The following is a 12,585-nucleotide window of genomic DNA, read 5'->3' as shown; positions in this document are numbered from 1 at the left end:
CGGCGGCATGACGCGGCGTCCTCGGGCGCCGCGTTCGCGCGTCTGGCGTCCGGCCACCGGAACCGTTCGAACGATTCAAAGATTGGGAGCGCCAGTCACCTGGCGCGACGGCAGGAGGTGATATGGCGACGACCACCGCAAGCGGCAAGAGCGCGGCCAGCAAGGGCATCAAGGAATTCGTCTTCGAATGGGAAGGCAAGGACCGCAACGGCAAGATCGTTCGCGGCGAGATGCGTGCCGGCGGTGAAGCCGTCATCAGTGCATCGCTGCGGCGCCAGGGCATCCTGGTCACCAAGGTCAAGAAGCGACGCACCTCCGGCGGCAAGTCCATCAAGCAGAAGGACATCGCCGTCTTCACGCGCCAACTGGCGACGATGATGCGCGCCGGCGTGCCGCTGCTGCAGGCCTTCGACATCGTCGCCCGCGGTAGCCCCAACCCCCGCCTGACCAAGCTCCTGACCGACATCCGTCAGGACGTCGAGACCGGCACGTCGCTCTCGGCCGCTTTCCGCAAGCACCCGCTCTACTTCGACGCGCTGTACTGCAACCTGGTCGAGGCCGGCGAGCAGGGCGGTATCCTCGAAGCGCTGCTGGACCGCCTCGCGATCTACCAGGAGAAGACGGTCGCGCTGAAGGGCAAGATCAAGTCGGCGCTGACCTATCCGATCGCGGTGCTGGTGGTGGCCTTCGTCGTGACGGCCGTCATCATGATCTTCGTGATCCCGGCCTTCAAGGACGTGTTCAAGTCCTTCGGTGCCGACCTCCCCGCGCCGACCCTGTTCGTGATGGCCATGTCGGAGATCTTCGTCGCCTACTGGTGGCTGATCTTCGGCGTCATCGGGGGCGGCCTGTACTTCTTCTTCCAGAGCTGGAAACGCTCCGAGAAGATGCAGAAGTTCATGGACCGCCTGCTGCTGAAGATCCCGGTCTTCGGCCAGCTCATCTACAAGTCCGCGGTCGCTCGATGGACCCGCACGCTGGCAACCATGTTCGCCGCGGGCGTGCCGCTGGTGGAAGCGCTGGACTCGGTGGGCGGCGCCTCCGGCAACGCGGTGTTCGTCGAGGCGACCGAGAAGATCCAGCGCGACGTGTCCACCGGCGCGTCGCTCACGACCTCGATGCAGACGACAGGCATCTTCCCGGTGATGGTCCTGCAGATGTCGTCGATCGGCGAAGAGTCCGGCTCGCTGGACCACATGCTGGGCAAGGCCGCCGATTTCTACGAGGAAGAAGTGGACGATGCGGTAAAGGCGTTGTCCAGCCTGATGGAGCCCATCATCATCGTGTTCCTGGGTACGCTGATCGGCGGCATCGTGATCTCGATGTACCTGCCGATCTTCAAGCTCGGCGCGGTGGTGTAAGTGCTGGACCAGAGCCTGCTGGAGGCGCTGCTCTCGCCCGCCTACCTCGGCCTGATCGGTCTGTGCGTCGGCAGCTTCCTGAATGTCGTCATCTATCGATTGCCGGTGATGCTGCATCGGGCCTGGCTGTCCGATTGCGCGGACCAGCTGGCCCAGGAAGACGACTTGCGCACCCATGCGGGGTTGGATGAGGCCAAGGCCAGGCAGCTGGCCGCCTCCGCCGCCCCGCTGAGGGAAGCCCTGGATCGCCAGCCAGCGTTCTCGCTGATCCGGCCGGCATCGCGCTGCCCCCATTGCGGCCACGCACTGCGCTGGCACGAGAACCTGCCGCTGCTCGGCTGGCTGCGGCTGGGCGGGAAGTGCGCGTCCTGCAAGGCACCGATCTCGCCGCGTTATCCCTTCGTCGAACTGTTGACCGGCCTGCTGTTCGCTGGCATCGCCTGGCGCCTCGGTCCCCAGCCGAGCGCCTTGCTCTACTGCGGCTTCGCGGCAGCGCTGGTGGCGCTGGCAGGCATCGACTGGGACACGACATTGCTGCCGGACAGCATCAACCAGCCCTTGCTATGGGCGGGACTGATCGCCGCGTCGGCAGGTTGGATCCCGGTGTCCTTGCCGAGCGCGCTGATCGGTGCGCTCGCGGGCTACCTGTCCCTCTGGTCGATCTACTGGATCTTCAAGCTGGCCACCGGCAAGGAAGGCATGGGCTACGGCGACTTCAAGCTGCTGGCGGCCTTGGGGGCGTGGCTGGGCTGGCAGATGGTGCTGCCGGTGGCGCTGTTCGCCTCGTTGATCGGCGCCGTGGTCGGCATCGCGCTCAAGCTGCGCGGCGGCTTGCGCGAAGGCCGCTATGTCCCGTTCGGCCCCTTCCTGGCCGGTGGCGGGCTTGCGGTGCTGTTGATCGGCACCACCGAAGTCGCCGCCTGGCTCGGTCTGCAACCGATCTGATCGCGTCTGCCGGGGCCCCATGCGCATCGGACTCACCGGCGGCATCGGCAGCGGCAAGAGCACCGTGGCGGCCGCGCTGGTGGAACTCGGCGGCGCGCTGCTGGTCGACACCGACGCCATCTCGCGCTCGCTGACCGCTCCGGGCGGGGAGGCGATGCCCGCGATCGAGGCGCAGTTCGGCGCGCGATTCGTTGCCAGCAATGGCGCGCTGGACCGTGCCGCGATGCGGGAACTGGCCTTCCACGATCCCAAGGCGAAACAGGCGCTCGAGGCCATCCTGCATCCGATGATCGGCGCCGAGACGGCGCGGCAGGCCGCGCTCGCCGCCCCCGGTCAGCATGTCGTGTTCGACGTGCCCTTGCTGGTCGAGTCCGGCCGGTGGCGGCGCCTCGTGGACCGCGTCCTGGTGGTCGACTGCGATGAAGCCACGCAGATCGCCCGGGTGATGGCCCGATCGGGCTTGAGCGAGGCGGCGGTGCGGGCCATCCTCGCGCAGCAGGCGACGCGGGCGCAGCGTCGTGCCGCCGCGGATGCGGTCATCCACAACGAAGGCTTGACGCTCTCGCAACTGCGCGATGAAGTCGGCCGCCTGCTGACCAGTCCCCTGTTCTGACCACCCCTCACCCGGCCGGGGTGATGCGTCGGCGCACTGTGGAACAATGGCCCCTTGCCGCAAAGGGATGGTCGACTTGGTCCTCTACGAATACCCGTTCAACGAGAGCATCCGCACGATGCTCAGACTCGAACACCTGTTCGATCGGCTCGGTCAGCTGATGGCGCGCGACACCGCGATGGATCACCACTTCGCGCTGGCCACCATCTTCGAGGTCATGGATGTCGCCTCGCGCGCCGACCTGAAGGCCGACCTGCTCAAGGAGCTGGAACGACACCGCACCCAGTTCAACGGCTACCGCGGCAATCCCGCGGTCTCGGAAGCCGTGCTGGACGAGGTGGTGGGTCGCATCGACGCCGCGTTCGACAAGCTCAATCAGTTGCCGGGCAAGGCCGGCCACGCGCTCACCACGAACGAATGGTTGATGAGCATCCGCAGCCGGATTTCCATCCCTGGCGGCACCTGCGAGTTCGACCTGCCGGCCTACTATGCCTGGCAGCAACTGCTGCCGGTACGCCGGCGCAATGACCTGATGCAGTGGGCGCAGACGCTGATGCCGATGGCCGAAGCGCTCAACGTCCTGCTGGGGCTGCTGCGCGACAGCGGTTCGCCGCACAAGGTGGCGGCGCATGGCGGCCAGTACCAGCAGAGTCTGCCGCCGGGGCGCAGCTTCCAGTTGCTGCGCATGCGCATCGACCCCAGCCTCGGGCTGATTCCGGAAATCAGCGGCCACCGCCTGATGGTCTCGATCCGCCTGATGCGCCAGGACGAGGACGGACGCTTGAAACCGGCGCCAGTGGACGCCACCTTCGAACTGACCTTGTGCTCCTGACAGCCGTACCGTCATGCCCGAGAAATTCATTCCCGCCACGCCCGCGCCGCGCATCGTGCCCTGCCCGACCTGCGGCGGCGACAGCCTGTTCGCGCCGAGCAACCTCTGGCGCCCCTTCTGCAGCGAGCGCTGCCGGCAGATCGACCTGGGCCACTGGTCCGACGAATCGTTCCGGGTCGCGGCACCGCCAACCACCGTCGACGAGGACGAGTCCTCGAAATGAGCATTCGGAACCGGCCGTCAGGCCGGTTCTGCTTTCCGATCCGACGACGCGGGCCGCTTCTTGGATCCTCAGGCCGGCAGCAGACCGCGCCGGGTCAGGTCCTCGCGCGCCAGTTCCGGCGTCGTGAACAGGTGGGCCTGCCAGCCCAGCGCCTTCGCCGCCGCGATATTGGCCGGATGGTCATCGAGGAAGAACACCTCTTCCGGCCGGGCGCCGAACTGCTCGAGGGCCAGATCGAAGATCTCCCGCGACGGCTTGGACTGCTTGACCCGGCCCGAGAACACGCCCGACACGAACCAGTCCTTCAGCGGGAAGGTCTGCTCCAGGTAGTCGGCATAGGGCTCCGGCATGTTGGACAGGAAGTGCAGCGCATGCCCCTGCGCCTTCAGCTCCTGGATCAGTGCGGCCGTGCCCTCGATGAGCTTGAGCTCCGACGGCACCGCATCCATCACCGCGACGATCTCCTCCCGCGGCCAGCCGGTACGGGCATGGATGCGGTCGGCGGTGGTCGAGGCATCGATGAGGCCCTGGTCGAAGGCGCCCCAGTCGCCGCGATAGTCCTGGAACAGGTCCTTGGCCAGTGCGGCGCCTTCGACCTCGTCGGCGGCGCGGTGGGCCCAGACGCGGGCCAGGAAACTGGGCGGATGCCAACGGAACAGCACCGCACCGAAATCGAACACGATCTTCATCTGTCGTTCTCTACTGCTGGAAAGGGGAGATCGGCGCCGCCGCGCGGGACGGCGCCGTGATTCAACCGCGGACCTTGGCGAGCAGGCCGGCGGTCGAGCCGTCCAGGCCCGTCGCGTCGCCGGAAGCCAGGCGCGGCAGCAGGCTGTTGCACAGCGCCTTGCCAAGCTCGACGCCCCACTGGTCGAAGCTGTTGATGTTCCAGATCGCGCCGCTGACGAACACGCGGTGCTCGTACAGCGCAATCAGCGCGCCCAGCGACGACGGGGTCAGCGCCTCCAGCAGCAGCGTGGTGCTGGGGCGATTCCCGCTGAAGCTGCGGTGGCGGGCAAGCACATCCGGATCGAGGTCCTTGGACGCGGTGGGCGCCGACTCGGCACGAGCCGCCTCCGCCGTCTTGCCCTGCATCAGCGCCTGCGATTGCGCCAGGCAGTTCGCGAGCAGCTTGACATGCTGGTCCTGGAGCCGGCTCAGCAGTTCGCCTTCGACGTGGGCGCCGAAGTTGGGCGTCTTCACCGCGATGAACTCGACCGGGATCACATCGGTGCCCTGGTGCAGCATCTGGAAATAGGCGTGCTGGCCGTTGGTGCCGGCCTCGCCCCAGACCACCGGACTGGTGCCGAAGCTCAGCGGATCGCCGGCGCGGTCGACGCCCTTGCCGTTGCTTTCCATCTCCAGCTGCTGCAGGTAGGCCGGCAACCGGCGCAGGCCCTGGTGGTACGGCGCCACCGAGCGGCTGGTGAAGCCATGGAAATTGCGATACCAGACGTCCAGCAGGCCCAGCAGCACCGGCAGGTTCTTCTCCAGCGGCGCGCTGCGGAAGTGCTGGTCCATCGCATGCGCGCCGGCCAGCAGTGCACGGAAGTTCGCCGAGCCCACCGCGATCGCGATCGGCAGGCCGATCACCGACCACAGCGAGTAGCGGCCGCCGACCCAGTCCCAGAAGCCGAAGGTCGTGTCGATGCCGAACTCGGCCGCGGCCCTGGCATTGCTGGTGGTCGCGGCGAAGTGCCGCGCGATGTCGGTGCCACCGCTGCTCAGGAACCAGGCCTTGGCGGCCATCGCATTGGCCAGGGTTTCCTGCGTCGTGAAGGTCTTGGACGCGACGATGAACTGCGTCCGCTTCGGGTCGAGCCCGCGAAGCACCGGGGCCAGGTCATGCCCATCGACGTTGGACACGAAATGAAGCTTCAGGCCCGCGGGCACATACGACTGCAGCGCCTGAACGACCATCGCCGGACCGAGGTCCGAGCCGCCGATGCCGATATGCACGACATCGGTGACACCGCTCGCGGCCGGGTCGCGCACCCGGTCGGCGAAGGCCAGCATGCGGTCGAGCGAGGCCTGCACCTCGTCCGAGAACGGTCCCTGGCCCGCCGGCGCGCGCAGCGCCGTGTGCAGCACCGCGCGGCCTTCAGTCGCGTTGATCGGATCGCCGTTGAACAAGGCCTCGCGTTGCGACTCGAGCTTCACGTCCTGGGCCAGTTGCAGCAGCAGTTCCAGGGTGCGGGCGTCGATGCGGTTCTTCGACAGGTCCGCGAACACCTCCGGCGCCTGCAGTGACCAGGCCGCGAAGCGGCCGGGGTCGGCCGCGAAGGCCTGGCGCACGTCGAACGCGCGGCCGGATTGCTGGAAATGGCTTTGCAGGGCGGCCCAGGTCGGGCTGCGGTCGCAACGCGGGAACTCGGTCATCGCAGGCTTTCGATCATCTGGTCCAGCTTGCCGGCGTCGGCGGCAAACAGGCGGATGCCTTCGGCCAGCTTCTCGGTGGCCATGGCGTCCTGGTTGAGGGCGAAGCGGAATGCCGCCTCGTTGAAGGAGACCTTGGGCAAATCCAGGGCCTTGGCCGCGTCGGCATCCAGCGCGCGCGTCAGCGGCGCCTCGCTGGCCTGCAATTGCGCCAGCAGGTCGGGGCTGATGGTCAGCAGGTCGCTGCCAGCCAGCGCCTGGATCTGGCCCACGTTGCGGAAACTCGCGCCCATGACCTCGGTCTTGATGCCCTGCTTCTTGAAGTAGTTGAAGATCGCCGTCACCGACTTCACGCCTGGGTCGTTGACGCCGGCGTTGGCGGCCTCGTCCCAGTTCGCGCCGGCCGACTTCTTGTACCAGTCGTAGATCCGGCCGACGAAGGGCGAGATCAGCTGGATGCCGTTCTCGCCGCAGGCCACCGCTTGGCAGAAGGAGAACAGCAGCGTCAGGTTGGTGTGGATGCCTTCGAGCTCGAGTTCGCGGGCGGCCTGGATGCCCTCCCAGGTCGAGGCGATCTTGATCAGCACCCGTTCGCGTCCAATGCCGGCCGCCTCGTACATCTGGATCAGGCGGCGCGCGCGCGCCAGCGTCGCGACGGTGTCGAAGCTCAGGCGCGCATCGACCTCGGTCGAGACGCGGCCCGGCACGACCTTCAGGATCTCCAGGCCGAAGGCGACCAGCACCTTGTCGACGACCAGGTCTAGCGCGTCGGTCTTGTTGGCGGCGACGGTGTCCTCGAGCAGGTGGGCATAGTCGGGCGACTGCACCGCCTTGAGGATCAGCGACGGGTTGGTCGTCGCGTCGCGGGGCGTGAACTGGGCCAGTTGCTTGAAGTTGCCGGTATCGGCGACAACGGTGGTGAAGGCCTTGAGTTGTTCGAGCTGGTTCATGAGCGTGGGCGCTGGGAAGGTCGAGAACGGGACGGCGTGCATCGGGGCATGGGCTTTGCCCCTCGACGCGGACGGGGAAACCCCGTATTAGAACTGCTTGCGCCCCCCCGCCCGGAGGCTCCGCGCACGTTGACCGGCCCAAGAAACTGGGGCATCATAATTCCGGTAACTCCGTTACATCAAGACATCGCCAACAACTCTTACGCCCGGATGCGGGCGCAGCGCCCATGTCCTTCGATCTCGTCTTTTTTGGTGGCACCGGTGACCTGACCTGGCGCAAGCTGATGCCTGCGCTGTTCCAGGCCTTCCGCCACGGCAAGCTGCCCGAAGGCGGCCGCATCCTGGCGGTCGCGCGCGATGACCAGTCCGACGAGCGCTACCGCGAATGGCTGAAGGAGCGCTTCCAGGAGGTCGAGGCCGGCAAGCGTCCCAACGACGAGGAGTTCGCCCGCTTTTCCGAGCTGGTGCATTACCGGCGGATGGACTTGTCCCAGCCCGATCACTACGCCCGCCTCAAGGAATGGCTGGGCGAGCGCAACGCCGACACGGTCGTCTTCTACCTGGCGACCAGTCCTCACCTGTTCACCCAGATCTGCCAGCAGCTGGGGGCCGCCGGCCTGAACGGCGACAAGGTGCGCGTGGTGCTGGAGAAGCCGCTGGGCCACGACCTGGCCAGCGCGCAGGAGATCAACCGCGTCGTGCGTTCGGTGTTCACCGAGACGCAGGCCTTCCGCATCGACCATTACCTGGGCAAGCCCTCGGTGCAGAACCTGATGGCGCTGCGCTTCGGCAACGCGCTGTTCGAGCCGCTGTGGCGCCGCGAGAGCATCGCCAACATCCAGATCACGCTGGCCGAAGGCCTGGGCGTGGGCACGCGCGGACCGTTCTACGACGGCACCGGCGCGCTGCGCGACATGATCCAGAACCATGCGCTGCAGTTGCTGACGATGATCGCGATGGAGGCACCCTCCTCCAACGACGCCGATGCCATCCGGGACGAGAAGCTGAAGGTGCTGCGCGCGCTCAAGCCCTTCACCGCCGAGAGCGTCGCGCGCGACGTCGTGCGCGGCCAGTACCGCGCCGGCAACGTCGAAGGCAAGCAGGTGCCCGGCTATCTCGACGAGGGCAAGATCCCCGCCGACAGCCACACCGAGACCTTCGTCGCCCTCAAGACCGAGATCCAGAACTGGCGCTGGGCCGGCGTGCCCTTCTACCTGCGCACCGGCAAGCGCCTGGCCGCGCGCGACGCGCAGATCGTCATCAACTTCCGCCCGGTGCCGCATCCGATCTTCCCGGGCAGCAGTTGCCCCAACCGGCTGATCATCAAGCTGCAGCCGGAGGACGGCCTGGAACTGCAGCTGATGGCCAACAAGGGCGGCTCCAGCAACGAGGCCCTCAGCCCGGTGTCGCTGGACCTGGACTTCGACAAGGCCTTCGCTCACACCCGTGTCGGCGCCTACGAGCGGCTGCTGCTGGACGCGATCGCCGGACGGCTCAACCTGTTCGTGCGCAGCGACGAGCAGGAACAGGCCTGGCGCTGGGTCGAGCCGATCCTGAACTTCTGGAAGCAGGACAGCACCGGTCCGCGCACCTACGTCGCCGGCAGCTGGGGCCCGCCCGCATCGAGCGCGCTGGTCGCGCGCGACGGCCACTCGTGGATCGAGGAATGCTGACGCGATGAGCATGCTTGAACGCATCAAGGCGGCACTGCCCGCGCTGCCGCCGGCGGAACAGCGCGTGGCCAAGCTGCTGCTGGCCGACCCGCGCTCCTTCGCGAATCTGCCGGTCAGCGAGCTCGCCGACCGCTCCCACGTCAGCAAGCCGACGGTGGTGCGTTTCTGCCGCAGCGTCGGCTATGACGGGCTGGCGGACTTCAAGCTGAAGCTGGCCGGCAGCGTCAACGAAGGCGTGCCCTTCGTGCACCGGGCGGTCGATGAGGACGACAAGCCCGGCGACCTGATCGTGAAGGTGGTGGACAACGCGGTCGCCGCATTGCTCCATTACCGCAACGACGCCGCCAGCCATGCGTTCGAGCGCGCCATCGCCGCGCTCTCCGAGACCGCGCGGCAGCGCCAGCGGATCGAGTTCTACGGCGTCGGCAATTCCGGCATCGTGGCGCAGGACGCGCAGCACAAGTTCTTCCGGCTGGGCGCCAACACCTTCGCCTGTGCCGACGGCCATGTGCAGTTGATGAGCGCGACGATGCTGGGCCCGGGCGACTGCGCGGTGATCATCTCCAACTCCGGCCGCAGTCGCGACCTGATGGATGCCGCCGAGATCGCGCGCAAGAAGGGCGCGACGACGATCATCATCACCGCCAGCGGCTCGCCGCTGGCGCAGATGGGCCAGTTGCCCGGCCAGGTGCTGCTGGCGGTGGACCATCCGGAGGACTACGACCGCTACAGCCCGATGGTGTCGCGCTTGCTGCACCTCATCGTCGTGGACGTGCTGACCACCGGCGTGGCGTTGCGGCTGGGCGAGCATCTGCGGCCGATGCTGCAGGAGATCAAGCGCAATCTGCGGACCAAGCGCTACGCGCAGTAGGCGGCGAGCCGAGCGCCTGGCGCCGGAAATGTCCATCCGAAAAGCAGACGGGCCGCTCATCGCGGCCCGTCGTCATTGGCGCAACTTCGTCATGCCATCTCGGCAGGCGCGGCGACGTCGGGCCAGAACAGGTGCTCCAGCGCATAGACACGGGCCAGCTCGCGCAGTTCGCGAGGCGCCTGCTGCAGCGTCAGCTGCCAGCCGTCCTGACCGCACAGCCGCAGCGCACTGAGCAGCAAGCTGAGCGCGGCGGAGTCGAAGTCGTTCAGACCGCTCGCGTCCAGCGTGATGCCGCGACCGGCGGCATTGCCGACCTGCGCCAGCTCGGCGCGCAGCGCGCCCTCGAGCCGCGCCCATTCCTCGGGCGCGTTGTCCAGGCGCAGCCGCGGCGGCAGCTTCAGCATCGCCTCAGCCCTTCTTGGCGGCCGAGGCCGCCGGCGCCGGACGGGCGTTGCGTTCGGCCAGCGACTTGATCAGGCCGTCGATGCCCTTGGCGTTGATCTCCTGCGCAAAGCTGTTGCGGTACTGATCCGCCAGCCAGATGCCCAGCACGTTCACGTCGTAGATCTTCCAGCCGCCATCGGTCTTCTCGACGCGGTAGTCGAGCTGGATCGGGTCGCCCTTGCCACGGATCTCGGTGCGCACGACCACCTCGGTGTCTTCCGGCGCGGCGCGCATCGGCTTCATCGCAATGGTCTGGTCCTTCACCTGCGTCAGCGCCCCGGCATAGGTGCGCACCAGCAGGGTCTTGAACTCGTCCTGGAGACGCTGCTTCTGCTCGGGCGTGGCCTGGCGCCAGAAGCGGCCGACGGCCGAGGAGGTGATGCGCTGGAAGTCCACGTGCGGCATCACCTTCGTGTTGACCAGCTCCATGACCTTGTTGACGTCACCGGACTGGATCGCCTTGTCGCTCTTGACGGCGTCCAGGGTCTCGATGGACAGCTGGCGGATCAGTTGATCCGGCGTCGAGTTGTCCGCGGCGAACGAGGCCAGCGGGCTCAGCGCGGCGATCGACACGATCGCGTTCAGCAGCAGTCGTTTGGTGGCATTCATGCTTGTCCTTTCTCTCTCTTCATGACACGGACCGGCCCACAACGTAGCAGGTCCGATGCCGGTTCACCGGCCCCCGCGGGCGTTACCGGTGGTTGCCGGGGTCAGCGGTCGCCCTGCGGGTTGACCGGCTTCTCGTCCGGGGTGATGACTTCGTAATCGTCGTCATCGTCTTCCTGCTGTTCCTTGTGGGACTTGATGTTGCGGCGCTGCAGGTAGGCGTCGCGAACGAAGGTGTACTTGTCCAGCGCGATGCCATCCAGCATGTCGGTCACCCGCAGCAGGTTGGCGCGGGTGTTGATCACCTGCAGCGCGGTGATCGCGAACTTGTATTCGCCATCGTCGAAGAGGTAGGCCGGCGAGTAGTAGGCGTTGACCGGCAGCGTCACCGAGTCCCGCAGCGAGGACGGTCCCAGCAGCGGCCACACGATGTACGGCCCGGTCTTGACGCCCCAGTAGCCGAGCGTACGACCCAGGTCCTCGGAGGTCTTCTCCAGGCCCGCTGGCGTGGCGATGTCGATCAGGCCAGCAATGCCGAACACCGAGTTCACCGCAACGCGCATCGTCTGCGACGCACCGTTCTTGAAGCGCCCCTGGAGGAACAGGTTCACGGCCGACCAGGCGTCCGAGAAGTTGCCGAAGAAGTTGTCGACGGCCTGGCGCGCGGGCTGCGGCACGAGATCCGAATAGGCCGTGGCGACCGGACGCAGCACATGCTCGTCCAGCTTCTCGTTGAAGTTGAAGACCTTCCGGTTCCAGCGTTCCCACGGATCGAGGCGGTTGCGCACCCGCGGACCGGGCGCCGGCGCATCGGCGGCCGCCGCGGCCGCACCGGCTTGGCCCGCCACGGCCGGCTCGGCGGCCGAACCCGAGGCCGGGGCCGATGCCGCCTGATCCTGGCCTTCCGGCGCTTCGTCCGCAGCGCTCGCCGCCTTGCCAGCGGCATCGATGTCGTCGGCGGCGGCCTGTCTCAATTCGGCCGGCACCGGCGCCGTCAGCGCCAGCGGCGTCGCCAGCGCCACATCCAGCGGCGGCGCGATCACCGGGTCGGCCTGGAACCGGGCCATCGCGGGCGCCGCAGCACCCAGGAGCGCCGCGCTCAGCAACGCGGCCGCAAGGTCGGTCCGTCGCGCTCTGAGCGCGGGGCCGGTCGTGGTGGTGGTGGTCATGGTTTCTCTCCCGAGGCCGGCGCCGCGGAGGCATCGGCCGCCTTGTTATAGAGGAACTGGCCGATCAGGTTCTCCAGCACCACTGCCGACTGCGTCTGCGTGATGATGTCGCCTGCGGCGAGGTTCTTTTCTTCCGCACCCGGCTCCAGTCCGATGTACTGCTCGCCCAGCAGGCCGGACGTGAGGATCTTGGCCGAACTGTCCTTGGGGAACGCGACGCCCTGGTTCATGTTCAGGATCACCCGGGCCTGGAAGCTCTTGTCGTCGAAGGCAATGCCGCCCACGCGGCCGACCACGACGCCGGCGCTCTTGACTGCCGCGCCCGGCTTCAGGCCGCCGATGTTGTCGAACTTGGCGGTGACGGTGTAGGTGTCCTGGAAATTCAGCGTCAGCAGGTTGCCCGCCTTCAGGGCCAGGAACAGCAGGGCGGCGCCGCCCAGCAGCACGAAGAACCCGACCAGCGCGTCATAACGAGAGGATTGCATCAGGCAACTCCAGAAGAACTCTTGATTTCAGTTGTCG

The 12,585-nt window shown here is 67.3% G+C and carries 14 protein-coding genes; 7 read left to right on the top strand and 7 right to left on the bottom strand.

Annotation, left to right across the window (positions count from 1 at the left end):
• Positions 1–122 precede the first annotated feature (122 nt).
• The 5 genes from CS062_RS03455 to CS062_RS03435 all read left to right on the top strand — a co-directional run bounded on the left by CS062_RS03455 (position 123) and on the right by CS062_RS03435 (position 3,974).
• A complete protein-coding gene (locus CS062_RS03455; RefSeq protein WP_099860063.1) occupies positions 123–1,361 on the top strand; it encodes a type II secretion system F family protein in 1,239 nt (412 codons plus the stop codon).
• Between the two features lie 3 nt (positions 1,362–1,364).
• Entirely contained in the window at positions 1,365–2,306 is a 942-nt protein-coding gene (locus CS062_RS03450; RefSeq protein ID WP_233217893.1) for a prepilin peptidase, read from the top strand.
• A gap of 19 nt (positions 2,307–2,325) precedes the next feature.
• On the top strand, positions 2,326–2,919 hold the full coding sequence (gene coaE / locus CS062_RS03445) for a dephospho-CoA kinase (protein WP_099860062.1): 594 nt from the start codon (positions 2,326–2,328) through the stop codon (positions 2,917–2,919).
• 76 nt (positions 2,920–2,995) lie between these two features.
• On the top strand, positions 2,996–3,751 hold the full coding sequence (gene zapD, locus CS062_RS03440) for a cell division protein ZapD (protein WP_091731524.1): 756 nt from the start codon (positions 2,996–2,998) through the stop codon (positions 3,749–3,751).
• 13 nt (positions 3,752–3,764) lie between these two features.
• Complete coding sequence (locus CS062_RS03435; protein ID WP_099860061.1) at positions 3,765–3,974, top strand: DNA gyrase inhibitor YacG; 210 nt, start codon at positions 3,765–3,767, stop codon at positions 3,972–3,974.
• A gap of 68 nt (positions 3,975–4,042) precedes the next feature.
• Here the strand turns inward: CS062_RS03435 and CS062_RS03430 are convergent, their stop codons facing one another.
• The 3 genes from CS062_RS03430 to tal all read right to left on the bottom strand — a co-directional run bounded on the left by CS062_RS03430 (position 4,043) and on the right by tal (position 7,300).
• A complete protein-coding gene (locus CS062_RS03430; RefSeq protein WP_099860060.1) occupies positions 4,043–4,663 on the bottom strand; it encodes an HAD family hydrolase in 621 nt (206 codons plus the stop codon).
• 61 nt (positions 4,664–4,724) lie between these two features.
• Positions 4,725–6,353 (bottom strand): glucose-6-phosphate isomerase, encoded by a 1,629-nt coding sequence (gene pgi, locus CS062_RS03425; RefSeq protein WP_099860059.1) that lies wholly within the window; start codon positions 6,351–6,353, stop codon positions 4,725–4,727.
• Positions 6,350–7,300 (bottom strand): transaldolase, encoded by a 951-nt coding sequence (gene tal, locus CS062_RS03420; protein WP_099860090.1) that lies wholly within the window; start codon positions 7,298–7,300, stop codon positions 6,350–6,352. The genes pgi and tal overlap by 4 nt, the downstream gene beginning before the upstream one ends.
• Before the next feature lie 227 nt (positions 7,301–7,527).
• Between tal and zwf the strand changes: the two genes are divergently transcribed.
• Positions 7,528–8,973, top strand: a complete 1,446-nt coding sequence (gene zwf / locus CS062_RS03415; RefSeq protein ID WP_099860058.1) for a glucose-6-phosphate dehydrogenase — start codon at positions 7,528–7,530, stop codon at positions 8,971–8,973.
• Between the two features lie 10 nt (positions 8,974–8,983).
• Positions 8,984–9,844, top strand: a complete 861-nt coding sequence (locus tag CS062_RS03410) for a MurR/RpiR family transcriptional regulator (RefSeq protein WP_099860089.1) — start codon at positions 8,984–8,986, stop codon at positions 9,842–9,844.
• Positions 9,845–9,933: 89 nt separating this feature from the next.
• Here CS062_RS03410 and CS062_RS03405 read toward each other — a convergent pair whose 3' ends face one another.
• The 4 genes from CS062_RS03405 to mlaD form a co-directional block, all read right to left on the bottom strand.
• The gene (locus tag CS062_RS03405; RefSeq protein WP_099860057.1) at positions 9,934–10,248 is read right to left on the bottom strand and encodes an STAS domain-containing protein; all 315 of its coding nucleotides are present in this window, start codon (positions 10,246–10,248) and stop codon (positions 9,934–9,936) included.
• A 4-nt stretch (positions 10,249–10,252) separates the two neighbouring features.
• Positions 10,253–10,897, bottom strand: a complete 645-nt coding sequence (locus tag CS062_RS03400) for an MlaC/ttg2D family ABC transporter substrate-binding protein (RefSeq protein ID WP_099860056.1) — start codon at positions 10,895–10,897, stop codon at positions 10,253–10,255.
• A gap of 101 nt (positions 10,898–10,998) precedes the next feature.
• Positions 10,999–12,063, bottom strand: a complete 1,065-nt coding sequence (locus CS062_RS03395; protein ID WP_099860055.1) for an MlaA family lipoprotein — start codon at positions 12,061–12,063, stop codon at positions 10,999–11,001.
• Positions 12,060–12,548 carry an outer membrane lipid asymmetry maintenance protein MlaD gene (gene mlaD, locus CS062_RS03390; RefSeq protein WP_099860054.1) on the bottom strand — a complete coding sequence of 163 codons (489 nt, stop codon included), beginning with the start codon at positions 12,546–12,548 and terminating at the stop codon, positions 12,060–12,062. Before mlaD ends, CS062_RS03395 begins: the two co-directional genes overlap by 4 nt.
• Positions 12,549–12,585: the final 37 nt, after the last annotated feature.

Source organism: Roseateles chitinivorans, from assembly GCF_002761755.1.
Taxonomy (GTDB): domain Bacteria; phylum Pseudomonadota; class Gammaproteobacteria; order Burkholderiales; family Burkholderiaceae_C; genus Roseateles; species Roseateles chitinivorans.
This window is presented reverse-complemented; position numbering and strand designations above follow the sequence as displayed.